The 18,482-nt window shown below is 45.7% G+C and carries 11 protein-coding genes; 8 read left to right on the forward strand and 3 right to left on the reverse strand.

What is annotated here, in order from left to right:
* Positions 1–154 precede the first annotated feature (154 nt).
* From DN53_RS16140 to DN53_RS16175, 8 genes are all read left to right on the forward strand, one after another.
* Positions 155–3,046, forward strand: a complete 2,892-nt coding sequence (locus DN53_RS16140; protein WP_207211134.1) for a M16 family metallopeptidase — start codon at positions 155–157, stop codon at positions 3,044–3,046.
* A gap of 531 nt (positions 3,047–3,577) precedes the next feature.
* Complete coding sequence (locus DN53_RS16145) at positions 3,578–5,155, forward strand: aminotransferase class V-fold PLP-dependent enzyme (protein WP_129655958.1); 1,578 nt, start codon at positions 3,578–3,580, stop codon at positions 5,153–5,155.
* 10 nt (positions 5,156–5,165) lie between these two features.
* A complete protein-coding gene (locus DN53_RS16150) occupies positions 5,166–6,125 on the forward strand; it encodes an NAD-dependent epimerase/dehydratase family protein (RefSeq protein ID WP_129655959.1) in 960 nt (319 codons plus the stop codon).
* 290 nt (positions 6,126–6,415) lie between these two features.
* Entirely contained in the window at positions 6,416–6,829 is a 414-nt protein-coding gene (locus tag DN53_RS16155) for a hypothetical protein (RefSeq protein ID WP_129655960.1), read from the forward strand.
* On the forward strand, positions 6,813–7,766 hold the full coding sequence (locus tag DN53_RS16160) for a hypothetical protein (protein WP_129655961.1): 954 nt from the start codon (positions 6,813–6,815) through the stop codon (positions 7,764–7,766). The genes DN53_RS16155 and DN53_RS16160 overlap by 17 nt, the downstream gene beginning before the upstream one ends.
* Positions 7,767–8,080: 314 nt before the next feature.
* Entirely contained in the window at positions 8,081–8,653 is a 573-nt protein-coding gene (locus DN53_RS16165) for a hypothetical protein (protein ID WP_129655962.1), read from the forward strand.
* Positions 8,654–8,668: 15 nt separating this feature from the next.
* Positions 8,669–9,625 carry a nucleotidyl transferase AbiEii/AbiGii toxin family protein gene (locus DN53_RS16170; protein ID WP_129655963.1) on the forward strand — a complete coding sequence of 319 codons (957 nt, stop codon included), beginning with the start codon at positions 8,669–8,671 and terminating at the stop codon, positions 9,623–9,625.
* Between the two features lie 371 nt (positions 9,626–9,996).
* A complete protein-coding gene (locus DN53_RS16175; protein ID WP_129655964.1) occupies positions 9,997–14,805 on the forward strand; it encodes a RecQ family ATP-dependent DNA helicase in 4,809 nt (1,602 codons plus the stop codon).
* A gap of 114 nt (positions 14,806–14,919) precedes the next feature.
* Here DN53_RS16175 and DN53_RS16180 read toward each other — a convergent pair whose 3' ends face one another.
* The 3 genes from DN53_RS16180 to DN53_RS18030 are packed head-to-tail and all read right to left on the reverse strand — an operon-like array spanning position 14,920 to position 18,481.
* Positions 14,920–15,951: a hypothetical protein gene (locus DN53_RS16180; RefSeq protein WP_129655965.1), complete on the reverse strand. Its 1,032-nt coding sequence runs from the start codon at positions 15,949–15,951 to the stop codon at positions 14,920–14,922.
* A gap of 9 nt (positions 15,952–15,960) precedes the next feature.
* Positions 15,961–18,270 carry an AAA family ATPase gene (locus DN53_RS16185; protein WP_129655966.1) on the reverse strand — a complete coding sequence of 770 codons (2,310 nt, stop codon included), beginning with the start codon at positions 18,268–18,270 and terminating at the stop codon, positions 15,961–15,963.
* Entirely contained in the window at positions 18,260–18,481 is a 222-nt protein-coding gene (locus DN53_RS18030) for a hypothetical protein (RefSeq protein WP_129655967.1), read from the reverse strand. The genes DN53_RS16185 and DN53_RS18030 overlap by 11 nt, the downstream gene beginning before the upstream one ends.
* Position 18,482: the final 1 nt, after the last annotated feature.

Here is an 18,482-nt window from a genome sequence, read left to right on the forward strand (position 1 = left end):
ACCAACAAGATATGTCATTGTGCAAGTAAAAACTCCGAATTCCCCTCTTAAGGGGTAATAGCGGTCCATTGGGCCAAAAAGAGGGGGAGGAGGAGGTCCCTAGTTTGACAATGAACACAACAGTCCCAGACCACAACAAACAAAACGAACTGATTTGAAATTTAGAAAGACATTGAACAGACGGAAAACCATCAAAGCGCAGACACTGGCACAATATGCAATACTTTTAGTAGCGCTCCTTTTGACCCAGGCCTGCGGGCAACAGACCCGATTGGTGGAGGACACCACCAAGGACGACAGTGCCCTTATACCCTATCAGAAATACCAACTGTCCAATGGACTGACGGTCATCGTCCATGAAGACCACTCGGACCCCTTGGTCCATGTGGACGTCACCTACCATGTCGGCTCCGCCCGGGAGGAGTTGGGACGCTCCGGCTTTGCCCATTTCTTTGAGCACATGATGTTCCAAGGATCAGGCCACGTAGCGGACGAGCAACATTTCAAGATCGTCAGTGAAGCAGGGGGCACCCTCAACGGGACCACCAACCGGGACCGCACCAATTACTACGAGACCGTTCCCTCCGACCAATTGGAGCGCATGCTCTGGCTCGAGGCCGACCGGATGGGCTTTTTGCTCGAAGCGGTGACCCAGGAGAAATTCGAGGTACAGCGCGCCACGGTCAAGAACGAAAAGGGACAGAACTACGACAACAGGCCCTATGGACCCCATTATGAACTCATGGCGGAAACGCTCTACCCCCAAGGCCATCCCTATTCATGGCTCACCATCGGAAGGCTGGAAGACCTGGACCGGGCGAATCTTGACGATCTCAAGAACTTCTTCCTTCGCTGGTACGGACCCAACAATGCGACCCTTAGTGTGGGCGGGGATGTGGATCCAGAACAAGTGGTGGCCCTGGCCGAGAAGTATTTCGGCCCCATTTCCAAAGGACCGGAAGTGGAGCCCATGCAGGCAGATCCTGTAGTGCTGGAGGAAGACCGCTATGTGTCCTATCATGACAGGAACATCCGGTTCCCGGCACTGGTACATGCCTTCCCTACCGTACCAAGGTACCACAGAGACGAACCGGCACTGGACGCCCTTTCCAAGATTTTGGGACAAGGGAAGACAAGCTACCTCTACAAGACCTTTGTCGAAACACAAAAAGCAGTGCAGGCGAGCACCCCACATCCCTGCAGCGAACTGGCCGGGGAGTTCAACATCTTCCTGCTGCCCTATCCGGGCACGTCCCTGACCGAGCTGAAGGACGAGATGGATTCGGCCCTTAACGCCTTTGATGTCGAAAGCATCACCGAGGAGCAACTGGAGACCTTCAAGACCCAATACGAGGCCGGTGTGGTCCAGAGTCTGGGCAAGGTCTCCGGAAAGGTATCCCAACTGGCGGCCTTTGAGACTTTTCTAGGGAACCCCAATCAGTTGCAAAAGGAGCTAAAGCGCTACCGTGACATCACCAAAGCAGACGTGGTACGCGTGTTCAACGAGTATATCAAGGACAGGCCAGCTGTGGTGATGAGCATTCTGGCCCAGGCCGATGCCCAACCCGCGAGACCCGACAACTTTGTTTTGGAACAAGGTGACACGGCACAAACACCAACCAATGGGACCCCAGTGGAAACCCGGACGGTACAGGACGATTTTGACCGAAGTGCACTACCGCCCGTCGGTGAGGCACCGTCAATACAGGTGCCCGAATTTTGGGAAGGCCAGTGGAGCAACGGCATCGAACTGATCGGCACCGATACCGATGAGATCCCGGCGGTGACCATCCGTCTGGAACTCCATGGCGGGCAATTGTACGACCCCGCTGACAAAGTGGGGCTGGGCAGCCTGACGGCCGCCCTTTTGAACGAATCAACTGAAGACCACAGTGCCTCCGATATGGCAGCGGAACTGGAAAAGCTGGGAAGCTCCATCTCCATCTCCTCAGGCGACCAAGCCACGGTGGTTTCGCTATGGAGCCTCACCAAAAACCTGGGACCGACATTGTCCCTCCTACAAGAAAAGCTCTTCCACCCCGCTTTCTCAGCATCGGATTTCGAGCGGTTGAAGAAACAGGCCATCGAAAGTGCCAAGGCCAGCCAGCAGCAACCACGCGGCATGGCAAGTTCGGCCTTTGGCCAATTGTTGTACGGAAAGGACCATGTCCTGGCACCGCCCAGCAGTGGGTTGCCCGAGACCCTGGAAGCCATCAGCCTGGAAGACGTCCAAGCCCATTACAAAAACTACTATGCCCCCGACCATGCCGAACTCGTCGTGGTGGGCAACATCAAGGAAAAAGAGATCAAACCGATGCTCCAGTTCCTCAAGGACTGGGCCCCCAAAGGTGTGTCCAAAGTGGACATACCCGAACTGCCCACAGTGGGCCAGACCACCATCTATGTCAGGGACAAGCCTGGGGCACCACAGTCCGAGATCCGAATGGGTCACCCGACCGACCTTCGCTATGACCCGACCGGCGATTACTATAAGGCCACCCTGTTGAACTACCCCTTGGGCGGGGCCTTCAACAGCCGTATCAACCTGAACCTCCGGGAGGACAAGGGCTATACCTACGGGGCAGGTTCACGGTTCAGCAGTGACCGTTCGACCGGAGTTTTTACAGCAAGTGCGAGCGTAAAGGCAGAGCACACCGCAGATGCCGTCCGGGAATTCCTCAATGAACTAAAAACCTTTCAAAAGGAAGGCCCAGCCCCCGATGAACTACAGTTCACCCAAGCGGCCATGGGCAGGAGAGAAGCCCTGGAGTATGAGACCCTCGGACAAAAGGCCGGTTTCCTGAACAAGATCATCACCTATGATCTGGATGCCGGCTACAAAGAAGAACAACGTCAACTGCTCCAGTCCATAACGGAAAGGGAGCTGGACAGCTTGGCCCAGCGGTACATCCGTCCCGATGGTATGATCATTCTGGTTGTCGGCGACATGGCACGGTACGGGGACAGCCTAAGGGCCCTGGGACTGCCCTTGGTGGAGCTCGATGCCCAGGGAGCCCAAATCACAACGCCCCCACAAGCGAAGTGAAGCAAAGAAACGGCCCGAATAGGTCCAAGGAGAATATACCGCCCAAGGCGGAAAAGAAGATGGCCCATTCCCATGGAATGCCGCCTGTGATCAGGATCGGGAAGGGTTGAGTTAGTTTAGTTTGATTTAAAAGGCATTCCTTTCATGTAGGGTCAGGGCCTATCGAAAGCAGAAGTGGATAGGCCCGCCTACTGAAAAGTCCAAAAGTAAAAAGGGCACGGCCCCAGTGATGGACGGAACGAATAAAACAGTGAACGATGATATGAACGTACAAGGATAAAAAGGTCAAAGACCTTGCAATGTCCGGCAAGGGACCTGTCATTTAGGACATGTATGGAACAGGTCACCACTGCCCATGGACAACGGAACCGAAAGCTTTCATTTTTAGCTTGATTTAGTGAGTTGAAGGGCCTGCTCAAGGGCAGGCCTTTTTTGAAAGCGACAACGCTCTGATCCGTACAATCTGGCAACAGTACACGCTGCCCCATCGGCAGGCATACCACGACCAAAAAACCAAACCAAGGAGAAACCATGCAACCAAACACATTGAATCGCTCTGATAGTACGAAAGGGCATCTAGATGACATAAAACGACAGCAGCAAGAAAGAACCCTGTCCACAAGGACCCTCGAACAGTATTTTGAGCCATTTCGGCGGAACATCATCGGAGGAGCCCTGAAAGTGGACACCCATAACGGGAGGACTGCCATGATTTATGCGGATTGGACCGCCAGTGGCCGCATGTACTGGCCCATCGAAGAGACCCTCCTCTACAAGATCCACCCCTATGTGGCCAATACCCACACGGAAGCCTCCCTCTGCGGTGCGACCATGACCCTGGCCTACAAAGAGGCCAAACGACAGATCAAGGCACATGTGAACGCCAGCGACGACGATGTGCTCATACCCTGCGGAACAGGTATGACAGGGGCCTTGGCCAAGCTCCAGCGGCTCATGGGACTGGTGGTTCCCGAACACCATGGGGAACGCCCAAAACTCGACCCAGGTAAGCGCCCCGTTGTATTTATCAGCCAAATGGAGCACCACAGCAACCATACCAGTTGGCTGGAGACCATCTGCGACGTCGTGCTGATACCCCAGACCAATGATAGCGAAATGGACCTAAGGACCCTCGGACGTTATCTCGGGGAATTTGAGGGACGACCCATTATCGTATCGATCACGGCCTGTTCCAACGTCACCGGGGTGGAGACCCCCTACCATACGATCGCGGGAATGGCCCATGCCCATGGAGGGCTCTGTTTTGTGGACTTTGCGGCCTCGGCCCCCTATGTGGACATCGATATGCATCCCTCCGAGAACCATGCGCTGGACGCCATCACCTTCTCCCCCCATAAATTTTTGGGCGGCCCGGGAAGCTCGGGCATTTTGATCTTCAACAAAAAACTATACCATAAAAAAGTCCCGGACATTCCCGGAGGGGGCACGGTCACTTTTACCGACCCCTGGGGAAACCACAGCTATAAACCCGATATCGAAGAGCGGGAGGACGGGGGCACCCCGGGATTTCTACAGACCATCCGCACGGCAATGGTCATCAAGCTGAAAGAGGCCATGGGTACCACCCATATACGCCAGCGTGAACAAGAGATCAATGAACAGGTATTCACATACTTGGAAAAAATTGAAGGGCTAAGGATACTCGCATCCGGGCACAAATACCGCCTTTCCATCTTCTCCTTTACCATCCAAGGGCTCCATTACGATCTTGTGACCCGAGTGCTAAGTGACCGTTTCGGCATACAGGCCCGCGGCGGCTGTTCCTGTGCGGGCACCTATGGACACTATCTGATGGACATCGATCCCAGTGCTTCCGAGAAAATCCAGAAAAAGAGCCGACTGGGCTGCAGCCTCGACAGGCCCGGGTGGGTCCGGATCTCCTTCCATCCCACCCAGACCGATAAAGAGGTGGCTCAGGTCTGCCACGCCATTCGGCTTATCGCCCAAAAAGGCCATGGATGGGCCAAAGACTATAAAAAGACCAAGGACGGCCATATCCCCAAAAACCCAGTGGACCAAATAAAAATACCAATCAAAGACTGGTTCGAGAGCCCATTTTTACCTGATTTGAAGGTCAACTTCACCTAAACACCCCCCAATGTTAAAGGACAAACAGCGCATATTGGTGATAGGGGCAGGAGGGCAATTGGGACAGGAACTGGTCCGCACCCTGACGGCCGTATTCGGAGAGGACAGGGTAGTGGCCTCCGATATCGACCGCACAAAGGCCCGATATTTCAAGCAATGCCCCTTCGAGCCCCTGAACGTCTTTGCCACAGAGCACATGGAGACCATCGTACAACACTACAACATCAAGCACATCTATCATCTGGCCGCCATACTGTCCGCCCACGGGGAAAAGCACCCCATGGCCACCTGGCAAGTAAACTTGGACGGGTTGTTACAGGTCTTGGAAGTATCCAAAAAAATGAAGGTCGAACGGGTCTTTTGGCCCTCCTCCATTGCCGTCTTTGGAAAACATAGCCCTCTTGAAAACACCCCACAACATGGAATGCGGGATGCCGGGACCGTTTACGGCATCGCCAAGGCCGCTGGGGAACTCTGGTGCCAATACTACTACGAGCGCTACGGATTGGACGTGCGCTGTCTCCGCTATCCAGGACTTATCGGCCATCGCTCCCTACCAGGGGGAGGCACCACGGACTACGCCGTGGACTTCTACCACCGAGCTGTAAAGGGCGAGTCCTATACCTGCTATCTGGCCCCCGACATCCGCTTGCCCATGCTCTATATGCCTGATGCCATCAAAGCCGCCCTACAACTCATGAAGGCACCCAGAGAGCGGATACGGGTACGTTCAGGCTATAACCTCCAAGGGATGAGCGTCACCCCCAAAGAGATCGAGTTGAGCATCCAACGGTTCTGTCCAGACTTCAAAGTGGTTTATGAACCGGACCAAAGGCAAGCGATAGCCGAAGGCTGGCCCCGGGCAGTCTACGATGCACCGGCCTCCAAGGATTGGGGATGGGCACCCAAGTACGACCTTGACTTTATGAGCGAGGATATTTTGATGCACTTGATGGAACGGATAGGTTGACCCCAATGGAAAAATGGAGCTAAGGACACCTTTCAAAGGTCCACAAGCACCAGTCTTAGCAGAGAACCAATCGTGCAAGACTTCCTTGAAAGAGTTTTCAGGTATTCCTTGCAGCACAAATTCAAGCCTTATAAGTGTTGGTTACCATTGATTAATGTGTCCTTTGGGAAGCACATACCCTGAACTTCAAGCCAAAAAAACAGTCCCACATGCAATCCATACAAAATCCATTTAAGATTTGGAAGTAATTTCCTACTATTAGTATAGCCAATTATCATATTCTACTGATAATGAAACTGCTACTAAAAAAGACACAGGATATCCAGAACGCAAAAAGGCTCAATAAGCTTTTCAACAGACCCTATGTTGAAGAGGTAACCATTGAGCTTGGTCTGAACCCAATACAGAAAAGAGCAATAGAGGACAAAGTCCTTGACCTTTTCAATGAGTGCGGTTGCAAGTGGGGTTCCATTGGCCTAATACTCCCCTTTTTCAGCAGTGTGACGATTCTCTCGATTTTGTACCCATTCCAATGGAAATTCCTTTTATGGGCCCTTGGAATATCAATCTTGGCAAGTGCATTGGCCAAGATAGCGGGCCTTCTGCTCAGTCATATCAAACTTGGAAATATCCTTGATCAACTGGAGCGTACAGAGGCATTTAAATCAACCTTAAAAACTGAAAACCATGGCTCAACTATGTGACGAGTTCCACGAATGGGTAGAAGAAGAAATTGAAAAACCGGTAACGGAATGGCGGGAAGAACGTGTGGAGAAATGCAAACGCCGAAGGTGCAAAAAATGGTGCCTTTGCTGCAACAAATGGTTCTGCTGGATTGAAATTGTTTTGGTGGCCGTGGTTACCTTCATTCTCATTACGGTGGGTAAATGGGTGCTCCGTGTGGTTTGTTGGACGGTCAATCTTATCATTGACATGATCGCAAGCATTATAAGCATAATCTTGATGATTCCAGTCATTGGCAGGTTGATCAAACAGCTATGGAACTTGATTATCGAAATAGTGTGGCGGGTAGTTGGATTGGTCGGTGTGGTTCTCGACCTATTCGGGCTTGATATCCGAAAGAAAATGCGTATCTGCATCATCATCCTAAGAGATGAAAACGGAAGGGAGCTTACCACCCCTGCAAACCTCCAGCCAACCATTGATGACGCCATAGATGTGTGGAGGGACGCGGCCAACGTCAGACTCATCGTTGAGGATATCCATACGGTAATTCCAGGCGCACTACGGAAAAGAAACCTAGATGTGGAATGCGATATAGGTGCATGGACAGATGATGTACTTGCCACGGGCAGCAATTTTGAACTGATTGCCAACACCTATTGCTTTGACGGAGTTGGACGCCGTCTTTTGGGCTTTGCTGCCCCCATTGTGGTTTTTGCGGTAAGGGACATCAAGGGAAAACGAGGATGCTCGTTAGGACTGTTTTCCGATTATGTAACCATTGAGGCTGGAAATCCCGGTTGTCTTGCCCATGAACTCGGTCATGCCAATTACCTGTATTGGAAGCAACATCATGACGATCCAAACAATCTGATGCACTCAAGTTGTGGAGGGACGGAACTTGAGAAATGGCAAAGGATAATCATGAGGGATTCCAGACATATTACATACATATAGCAGGAAATCGGATGATGTGAAATGACCGCATCAGCCGGATGGTCGGGACCCCTAAAAACGGAAAATTTAAGTCATCAATATTTAGATATATTATTCTGAAAATCAGTTTATCGTTTTTAAGGACGGATGCTCAATCTAATCCAGCGGTGTTAGGCATTACCACCCATGTCACATAGAAAAGGATATAATAGCCCTTAAAATTCGCAAAGTACTCTATGTAAGGAATTTATTCGTATATTTGCATGAATTATAAATGAAAATACTTGCAAATTGGTATATTATTTGCAATCATATACCCTATAAATCCAAAGGATATGGGCAAATTAAGGGAATTGAAGAAACATCTCAGACGGGGAGCGGTATATCGCAGGGCCGACCTTGAGCAATGGTCCCATGCGGTGGATCGTCATCTCGGCGAGCTTGTAAAGGAAGGAACCCTTCAAAAGCTTTCGCACGGACTATATTATTACCCAAAGGAAACCGCATTTGGGTATGCCCCACCGGACGAAGCAGCCTTAGTGCGCAGCTTCCTCAAGGATGATGCGTTTCTCCTTACATCCCCCAATGCCTACAACACCCTTGGGGTGGGGACCACACAGCTTTACAACAAACGGGTCGTGTACAACCACAAGCGCCACGGCGTCTTTGAACTGGGTGGCAGGACATTCTACTTTCACACCAAGCCCCGTTTCCCCAAAAAATTGACCCCTGAATTTTTATTGGTCGATTTGGTGAACAACCTAGAGGGGTTGGCGGAAGACCCCAAGGAAGTATTGGCCAATGTTGATGACAGGGCACGGGAAATGGATGTGAAAAAGCTCGGACAAGCGGTCAAGGCCTACGGCGGGGTGAGGGCAAAACGGGTCCTCGGTCCCGTGGTCAACTAACAGAACAACAGCAGCATGCCCACCAAATATCTCCATGACCATCCCGACTTTGCCGATCTGTTGCGCATCGTGGAACAAGAGACCGGCATCCAAGTACAGTTGATCGAGAAAGATTACTGGATCATGCACGTACTCCACGGGCTCAAGGGACAAGGTCTGGACTTTGAGCTCAAAGGAGGTACCTCTCTATCCAAGGGCTATGGGATAATAGACCGTTTTTCTGAGGACATCGACATCCATATCAAGCCCCCAGTAGATATGGAGGTCAACGAAAACCCCAAGAACACCAAGCCCAAGAGCGTCCAATCCCGAAAAGAATTCTATGATTGGCTTGCGGGCCATATCCATATCGATGGGATCGTTACCGTTGAAAGGGATACGGCCTTTGATGACGAAGCCTATTACCGAAGCGGGGGTATCCGCCTCCACTATGAATCCAAGACCGGCCATGTGGAGGGCATGAAAGAAGGCATATTGCTGGAAGCCGGATTTGACACCGTTGCCCCCAACGCACCAATTACAATCAGCTCATGGGCCTATGACAGGGCGATCAGCAATCCCGACCTGACCATCATCGACAACAGGGCCATCGACATAGCCTGCTATCACCCAGGTTATACATTGGTCGAAAAACTACAGACCATAGCCACAAAACACAGACAAGAACAAGGTGGTGCCGAACCACGGCCCAATATGATGCGCCAGTACTATGATGTACATTGCCTATTGGCCAAAAAAGACGTACAGGATTTCATCGGAACAGAGGCCTACACCGCACACAAAATGGAACGCTTCCCCAAAGCGGACCAAGAAATCCCCATCGCAGAGAACGAGGCATTTCTACTGAACGACCCACAAACAAGGGAAGCCTATAAAAAGAGATATATCGGCACCGCTTCGCTATATTACAAGGGACAGCCAGAGTTTGAAACATTGCTCACAACGATCAAAGCGCATATCGATAGACTCTAAGATCGACAAAGTAAAGCTTCCAAGATGAAGACCCATTTTCAGGCCGGATTTCAACTGTACCAATGACACCCAGTATCATCCTATAGAGATTCAAAACCCGAAGACAGGACTTGTTTCCCCAAAGAGGATGGTGTGCCATGACATTCGGTTCCTATTTCTTATAGGTATTATAAAAAGATTTTGGAAAACCGTAAATTGAAAAAAAAAATAAAGGTCAAAGAGAAGGAAAATGCACAAAACCAAAAAGTTGAGACTATGACCTAGTTTTGAACCGGCCAGTTCAAATCCGCTTGACAACGTACGGATAAAAAAATGATCGTGTTCATTCTTCCAAGTACGATAGGGCGGACTAGGTGAAACCAAACCATGGTATGCACAATATCCTGTTTTTAGACATTGAGGTCAATCCAAAAACCGACACCATAGATTATGGGGCAACTTTCAAGGGCCAAGAACTGCATGAAAGAAACAGCAAGAGACTGGAGCAATGGATAAAGGAGGCCAAATACATTTGCGGCCACAACATTATCAAACATGATGTTCCAAAGCTGAAAAGTAGGCTAGGGGAAGAAATTTTCATAGGGAAGAAATTCATCGATACCCTGTTATGGTCCCCCATCCTATTTGTAAAGCGGCCCAACCATAAGCTTACCAAAGGCTACCGCATTGTAAATGCATCGGAGGCCAACAACCCACTTTCAGACTGTAAATTGACGGAAGACTACTTGATCAAGGAATTGAACAGGTTCAACGGATTGCGTATTGAAGAACGAAGCATATATTATCACTTGCTTCAAAACAACCCCAGTTTCAACACCTTTTTTGAAATGGCCGGGTTCGATGGTTCCAAATCAGTCCATACAACAATTGGCCAGTTGATCGGAGCGCAGATATGCTCCAACGTTGATCTTGAAAACTATTCAAGGCAGTTTCCCGTCGGTATGGCCTATGTGTTTACCTTACTGAAATTAGGGGATAGCGATACCGTATTGCCACCGTGGGTCAGACACGAGTACCCGGAAGCAGAGAACATACTCAATGAAATCCGTTTCAAGACCTGTGATGATGCTAACTGCGAATACTGCACAAATAAATTGAACCCTAAAAAAGCCCTCTTTGATTTCTTTAACTATACAGATTTCAGAAAGTTTGAAGAACACAGAACAACGAGCTTGCAAGAAGAGGCCGTAAGGGCAGGTCTGCAAAGAAAATCTTTTGTGGCCGTGTTTCCCACAGGAGGGGGAAAGTCACTTACCTTCCAATTGCCCGCCTTGATGCGAGGCGCCTCCACAAGGCATTTGACCATTGTAATCTCACCTTTGATTTCCCTGATGAAAGACCAAGTGGACAATCTGAGAGACCGTTTTGGGATAACAAAGGCGGTCGCGATCAATGGCTTGCTCTCTCCCCTTGAACGCCAGGAGGCCTTTGAAATGGTCTCCGATGGAAGGGCAGACCTATTATATCTATCGCCCGAATCATTGAGGTCGCCTTCAATTTTCAAATTGATATTGACACGGTCCGTAGGCCGAATCGTCATTGATGAAGCACACTGTTTTTCAAGTTGGGGGCAGGACTTTAGGGTCGATTATATGTTCATTGCAGATTTTATAAAAAAAATAGAATCCGAAAAAAATGTACCGCAAATACCCGTGTCATGTTTCACGGCCACGGCAAAGCTTCAGGTGATCAAGGACATCAAATTTTATTTCCAAGATAGATTGGGCTTGGAGTTGGATGAGTTCATCACCAACAAGGGAAGGTCCAATCTGTCCTATGAAGTGATCAATGTTGAAGAACCCGAGCGCAAAATGGGTCATTTGCTAAGTGTACTTCAAGACTGTGAAAAGCCTGCAATTGTCTACGCCTCCCGGACCAAACAGGTTGAAAATGTCTGTGCCTTGCTGAATGAAGCCGGTTTCAACGCCACCTTTTTCCATGGAAAACTGGACAAGGACACCAAAAAGGCCAACATGGATGCCTTTATGGGAGAGGAGCATGAAATCATCGTGGCCACCTCGGCTTTCGGGATGGGGGTCGATAAGGACAATGTAAAGACCGTTATCCATTACAATATTTCAGATTCCCTCGAAAATTATGTTCAAGAAGCGGGCAGGGCAGGAAGGGATGAAAAAATCAACGCCAAGTGCTACATATTGTACAGTGAGGAGGACTTGAACAAACATTTCAGCTTGTTACAGCAGACCAAATTGAACCATAAGGAGATAAAGGATATCTGGAGAGCGATCAAAGGCCAGGCCAAGTTCAGGGACAAAATCAGTCAGTCGGCTTTGGAGATTGCCAGGAAATCCGGTTGGGACACAGAAATGCTGGACTTGGAAACGAAAGTAAAGACCGCTATCTCAGCTTTGGAGGACCAAGGGTTCTTGATAAGGTCCTTAAATTCACCGAGGGTATTTGCCGATAGCCTATTGGTCAAGAGTTTTGGAAGTGGACAGGAGATCCTCAGGAACAGTAAAAAAATAACAGATCAAGACAAAAAAGACTGTGGCATCGTTTTAAAACGATTGATCACCGATGGCGAGACCAGAGTGGATTATCTGGCCGATACCACCCAGTTGAACACCAAAAGGATACAGGACGTCATTCGAATGCTCAGGGACCATAGAATACTGGGCGATGCCAAGGATCTGACCGCTTTCTTGAGCTTGGTCCAATCCAAGAATGGTTCAAAAAGAATAGTGGAGGACCATTTAAAAGTAGAAAAGGGCATACTTGACATTATTAAAGCAGATAAACTGCAAATCCCATTACGGGAATTGAACCAAAGGTTACTGGACAGTGGGGTTGTCGAGTCAAATGTCGCGTCCATACGATCCTTGCTCACATATTGGGACAAAAGGCGATTTGTCAAGAAGAGCAGAAAGGACAGAGAAAGGGACATCTATGAAATAGAATTCATCAAACGGGAAGACCTCATTGAAGATATCAAATGGCGCCATGACCTATCCTTGTCAACATTCGGCTTTCTTGAAAACCTAGCCGTCAACAACAAGGACCATATGGGGGGCAAGGAAGAGGTACCGGTTTCCTTCTCCCTGCTGGAGTTAAGGGAATCCAACCAGTTCATGGGAAACCTGGTAGAAGAAAACACCAAAAAATACGAAACATGCCTGTTGTTCCTAAACGACATAAAAGCCATATCCCTGGAAGGAGGGTTCATGGTCTCTTATAACAAACTGAACATATCGGACGTGGACACGGGCAAAAGAGTCTTTACCACGGACAACTACAGCAAGATCAAAGAATTCTATCTACATCGAACAGAGCAGATCCATATTGTGGGGGAATATGCCAAGAAATGTGTCCAAAACTATGAATCGGCTCTAGCATATGTCAATGACTATTTCACATTGGACTACGAGGAGTTCTTGGCCCGCTATTTTCCCAGAAAGAAAAAGGAAATACAAAGGGCAATAACCCCGAAACGCTTTATGGAGATCATCAAAGACCTGGACACCGACCAGACCAAGGTCATTGAGGACAACAAATCGGACCACATACTGGTCTACGCAGGTCCGGGCAGTGGCAAGACCAAGGTCCTGGTCCATAAAATAGCCAGTCTGTTGCTGATAGAGGACATAAAGCCGGAACAATTCATGATGCTCACCTTTTCAAAGGCAGCTTCACTGGAATTTAAACAGCGTGTCAGAAACCTGGTGCCCGAATATGCCGGGCTCATCAAGATTACCACTTTCCATGGCTTCTGTTTTCAATTGTTGGGCCAATTGGGCGACCTGAACAAGTCCCAAAACGTGATACAGGACTGCATCAAGGCCATAAGGGAGGGGGACATCGATATTTCATCCCTTGAGAACAAGAGCATCTTGATGTTCGATGAGTTCCAAGACGTCAATCAAAAAGAGTGGGAATTGATAGAACTGATCATCGAAAAAGCAGAAAGGCCACGGGTGATCGCTGTAGGGGACGATGACCAGAACATCTACAGCTTTAGGGGATCTTCAAACGCATTCATGGGCAGGTTCAGAACCAAATACACCGCAACCTTATATACACTTCCCAAAAACTACCGCAGTTGTCCCGAGATCGTGGAGTTCAACAACCAGGTCCTAGGCCATCTCAGAAACCGATTAAAAAGCCAGAGGCTCATTGCCAGTCGAATTAGGGGTGAAGGAAGAGTCAATATCATTAAATATGACGGTAAATATATAGAACAACCTCTGGTTGAATATATTGCCGGAACACAGCTTCCCGGAAACAAGGCCGTTTTGACCCGAACCAATATGGAGGCACTGCAAGTCAGTTCCATGCTTAAGGCCCTGGGACACAAGGTTAAGCTAATGGCAGGTTTTGACGGGTTCCGGATCTCCGATCTCTTTGAGATCAGGTGCCTTGACCACAAATTGAACAGTGAGGTCGCGGAATCAGGGATCATATTCGAGGCATCATGGGAGCTGGCCTTGGATTGGTTCAGAAAAACTTTCAAACAGAGTCTGCACTTTGAAACCTGTATGGCCCTGATCAAGAAATTTGACCATGCAAACCCCGACAAAAAACTTCTCGTGGACTGGAGGGAATTCTGCAGGGAAATCAATATGGAGGACGCCATAAACCCCGATTCCGAAAGTATCATCGTATCGACCATGCACAAGGCCAAGGGCAAGGAATACGACCATGTTCTGATGTTGTTGGCAGATTATGATTCTACCACCGATGAATCCAGAAGATTGTTATACGTCGCAAGCACAAGGGCCAAGAAGACCTTGCATATCCACACCAATATCCACTTCTATGACAAGATCGAATCCAAGAACATCACCAGAAACAGCTATACAAGGGAACTGAACGAACCACAGAGATACGAAATGATCTTGGGCCACAAGGACGTAAGTTTAAATTCCTTTAAATATCAAGTGCCCTTATCAATTTTAAGGACCATCCAAACAGGCGTCCCACTTGTAAAGGACATCAAGATCTTCGGAGACAACGAAGCCCCCGGACTGGCCAAGGAACATCAAGGCAATCTATTGTTGTTCTCAAAGAAATTTGTCACCGAACAATACAATCCAATGATCAAAAAGGGCTATGATATCACCAGTGCCACAGCAGAATATATTGTCTATTGGTACAACAAGGACGAGGAAAAGGAGTATAAGATAGTGTTGCCTAGGTTGAAATTTGAGAAAAGGGATTTTTAAGGAAGCCAAAGGATTTGACAGGCAGAGTTGAACTAGGTTATTTTCATTTGGTACAAGGTTTTCTCGAATACACTCATAGTTGAGTAATTTTATCTCGGTAATTAGATATGGATTTCAAATTTCATTGATTTCTTTCTCTATAAGCTTAAATCGATCTTTAACCTCGTCACCCATATAAAAATCAAGTAAGTCTTTTTTTGTCAAGGTGCCAGTCTGGAGAAATTGGGCCAAGTACTTTTGATTAAACTCCATTAACAACATAGATTTCTCAATCTGTTTTAAAATTTCTTGATTGGTATCGATATTTCTTTGAACTAGTAATTTGATTGACCTAATTTCACTGATGTCCTTAATAATTCGGGTAACCAATACAGCAAGTATATTTTTATCAAGGTCTATTTTTTTTGCATTTATGGCAATATCCCTTGCCAACATATAAGCGATAATAAGATTATCGTAGTCACCTTTTTGTGAGTTTATTATGGCTATAAATCCTATCTCTGGAATATAACCTACATTTTCGCAAAATTTAAGAATTGAATTGTCCACCAAAGATCTATCAAATACAATAAGGCTTACCTTCGAATTTCTATTTGCTTCGGCTTCAATGAGTTGACTCCATGCAGTATCCGTCTTTCGGATAAACAGGTCCTTACTATCAATTGTGCCCAGCTTAATGCTTTTGTCGAACTTGCATTCAATAACTATTCTTAACTCTTCATCACCATTAACCCTACAGATAATATCGCCGGTTTTATTTCTTGGTATTTCACCTGCGGCATTACCTGTAAGCAAGGCCTTATCACCCATTTTTTTACTTTGAAAATAATCGTTCATAAACTCAGCAATCTCATCTTCCGCCAATGCTCCTTTAATAGTAGACTTATAAAAAAGCTCTTTCTTCATCTCAAAAATCATCTTCAGGCTTTCAAGCTCTGTACCAAGTTCATTGGTTGTTTTAGAGAGAAATGCTGAAATCCGATCTTCCATAAGTGCAAGTACACCAATATAAAGTGCCCTAATTAATTTATCATCTCTATCTGCCATTGGAAGGTTGTCGAAATAATTGAAGACAATCTCATTGTCCAACTCAAATTTTTGAATCTCGACTCGTCGTAGTTTTTGGTTTATTTTTATTGCTGGCATAATTCTTTTTTAGAGTACTGATTGTAGTGCTTTATAATGCTGTTTATCCTTCTTAACCTGTTTGATTAACTCTTTGCATGCTGCGCTCACATCAGCTAAAAATTCACTTTGTTTACCGATTCTGTCGATATTATTGAAATGGCTAAAGTAATGAAAAGGCTTGCAGATACGTTTGGAAGCTACAGGACCAAAAATTTCAGTGGCTCTTTCATCAACTTCATCTTTACTAGGGTATTTGGCTAAAGTGTATATTTCCAAGAACCTACGTAAAATATTAGGCATTAGCAGCAACCGGTCTGATGTCGATGGACTAGGATTTTCATTGAAATCATTTATTTCCTTAAACAAAAAATGATATTCGGATTTAAACGAATCATAAACTGCCGGAAGTGTTTCGATAGACGATTCATTTACCTTTCTTTCTATAAAATACCTAGATTCTTTTTTATTTTTTTTCTCGTAGCCAAACCCCCTTATTGTTGGCATTTCTTTCAATAGATTAAAAAATTCATAATTGTGCGTAGATATAAAAAGTTGCAAACACTTTTGCTCCCACATTTTTTGAGAGGGATTTTGAGGATTCTGCACTTGTGTATATAAGAAATCCTTTAAAAGTGCATTTATTTGAAAAATGTGGTTGCCATCCAAACTAGACATCGGATCATCGATAAAAAGGATGTAATCCTTTAGTTCTTTTTTTTCATCAATGCTTTTGAGTGTAACTAAGAAATGGGAAAATGAGATAGCCATTTTTTCACCTTCGCTTAAATTGCGCGCTATCTCTGTACCACGATGCAATGTGAATTTTCCCTTACTCTCATCGAACTTTATTTCAATATCTTCTTTGCTTAAAAAACTTTGAATGAAGTAGTTGAACTGTTGACATCCTTCTTCACCGCTATCATTTAAAGCCCTTAACCTATCGATTTCCCTTTGATAACCTAAAACTTTAGTGTCAAGTTTTTCAATTTCCTCTAATGCTTTTGCATGTTTCTTTTCTTTAACTTGATATTTATTATCTTTTAAGTATTTGGCAACCAGATGATTTATATATTTCAGTCTCTCTCTTTGAATCAAATTTTGAAAATCCGCGCTAAAGGTGTTATTGTCTTTTAAAATTTGATTTAGTGCCTCTAATTCGTCCTTTAGCTTTGAAATATCCATCTCTGAAGTTGGATCTATCTTATTATATAGCTGTTTACTTATTTTATTGTTAATGAGCTTAGATAAAGTATTAAGTTTTCTGGTATATTGGTTTAGCTTTTTTTCAACACTCTTCTTTTTTTTTAAAAATGATTCCTGAAAACCTTCGTTAATTTCTTGAACACTGTTTGGAAAGTTCAATTCTTCAACTTTTTTTCTTTCCGAATCGATTAGTTTAAACACGTGTTTGCTTTTTTCCTTGAGTTTAGAACCTTCGTTCTCGTAAAACTTGTTCAACAAGGACATTCTGTTTGTTGTAATCAAATTATCACAGAACAAACAATTAGTATTAGCATTATTTAAAGGTATTCCTTCTTGCACCCAATCAAATGCTTGGGGATTTTTCTCTAGAACTGGGATTAAATCGGATTTTTTAGGCTCACTTTCAAGAATGTCATTTACAGAACCTATTATACTGTTAATTGCCAAATCATATTCTACTAAACTAATTTCGGGCTTAGGTTCTTCTATTTTCACAGTCTTGCTAATCTTTGAAACTTCTATTTTCTTGAGAAGAAATGAATTCAAATCTTGTAAGACAAAAGGAATCTGCTTTTTAAAATGTCCTTTGTTAAAATCAATCAAACTTGAGAAAACATCATTTTTTATTCTTCTTGATTCCTTGGTGAAAAGAGATTGATCGAACTCTTCAAAAGCGGATACATCTTCCAAAAATGGTTCCTTTTTCCCTTTTACTTTATCGTCTCCTTCAATTGCTATTATAAAGCCTTCAAGTTCTTCAATTCTTGTCGCTCTTTTTGCTTTGTCCCCAACATCAAAATAAATGGCATTGATTTCATCATCTAATTCCCAACGTAAATTTTCCCGCACATAGTCAGAGTTGAAAACCAAAACTTTATGAGGAAACTCTTTTAAGTCAGATACCAAATACGTTGTTTTATCAGAGCATGTTACTTTAAAATCGCCATCAGAGTAATCAGAAAAGATCTCTCCATCCCTTAAGGCCGAAAAAATTCTTGAAAATGTTGTTTTTCCAGAATAATTCCACCCATATATAATATTCTTCTCCTTAAATTCTACAATTTCATGAGAGTTGTCCCAAATGAAATTTTTATAGATCCCAAAGTTTTTGATATAATCAAACCTACTTATCATAATCAAACTTAACGTTGTTTGTAATGTAAGCACTTAATCCAATCCCATTCTTGGCTAAAGTTTTCATCTCATCAACATGATATTTTCCAGCAGGCCCATCATAACTATAGGTATATGCCTTACCCCCTTTAAACCATATAGTGATAGCATTATCAAATATCTCATAATCTGTAATGGGCGAATTCCCCCGTTTATTTGAATAAACTGGCATA

It is taken from the genome of Flagellimonas olearia, from assembly GCF_004150225.1.
Lineage (GTDB): Bacteria > Bacteroidota > Bacteroidia > Flavobacteriales > Flavobacteriaceae > Flagellimonas > Flagellimonas olearia.

Coding starts and splice junctions, on each gene's coding strand:
- DN53_RS16145 (WP_129655958.1), top strand. CDS start 3,578: ATGCAACCAAACACATTGAATCGCTCTGATAGTACGAAAGGGCATCTA.
- DN53_RS16150 (WP_129655959.1), top strand. CDS start 5,166: ATGTTAAAGGACAAACAGCGCATATTGGTGATAGGGGCAGGAGGGCAA.
- DN53_RS16155 (WP_129655960.1), top strand. CDS start 6,416: ATGAAACTGCTACTAAAAAAGACACAGGATATCCAGAACGCAAAAAGG.
- DN53_RS16160 (WP_129655961.1), top strand. CDS start 6,813: ATGGCTCAACTATGTGACGAGTTCCACGAATGGGTAGAAGAAGAAATT.
- DN53_RS16165 (WP_129655962.1), top strand. CDS start 8,081: ATGGGCAAATTAAGGGAATTGAAGAAACATCTCAGACGGGGAGCGGTA.
- DN53_RS16170 (WP_129655963.1), top strand. CDS start 8,669: ATGCCCACCAAATATCTCCATGACCATCCCGACTTTGCCGATCTGTTG.
- DN53_RS16175 (WP_129655964.1), top strand. CDS start 9,997: ATGCACAATATCCTGTTTTTAGACATTGAGGTCAATCCAAAAACCGAC.
- DN53_RS16180 (WP_129655965.1), bottom strand. CDS start 15,951: ATGCCAGCAATAAAAATAAACCAAAAACTACGACGAGTCGAGATTCAA.
- DN53_RS16185 (WP_129655966.1), bottom strand. CDS start 18,270: ATGATAAGTAGGTTTGATTATATCAAAAACTTTGGGATCTATAAAAAT.
- DN53_RS18030 (WP_129655967.1), bottom strand. CDS start 18,481: ATGCCAGTTTATTCAAATAAACGGGGGAATTCGCCCATTACAGATTAT.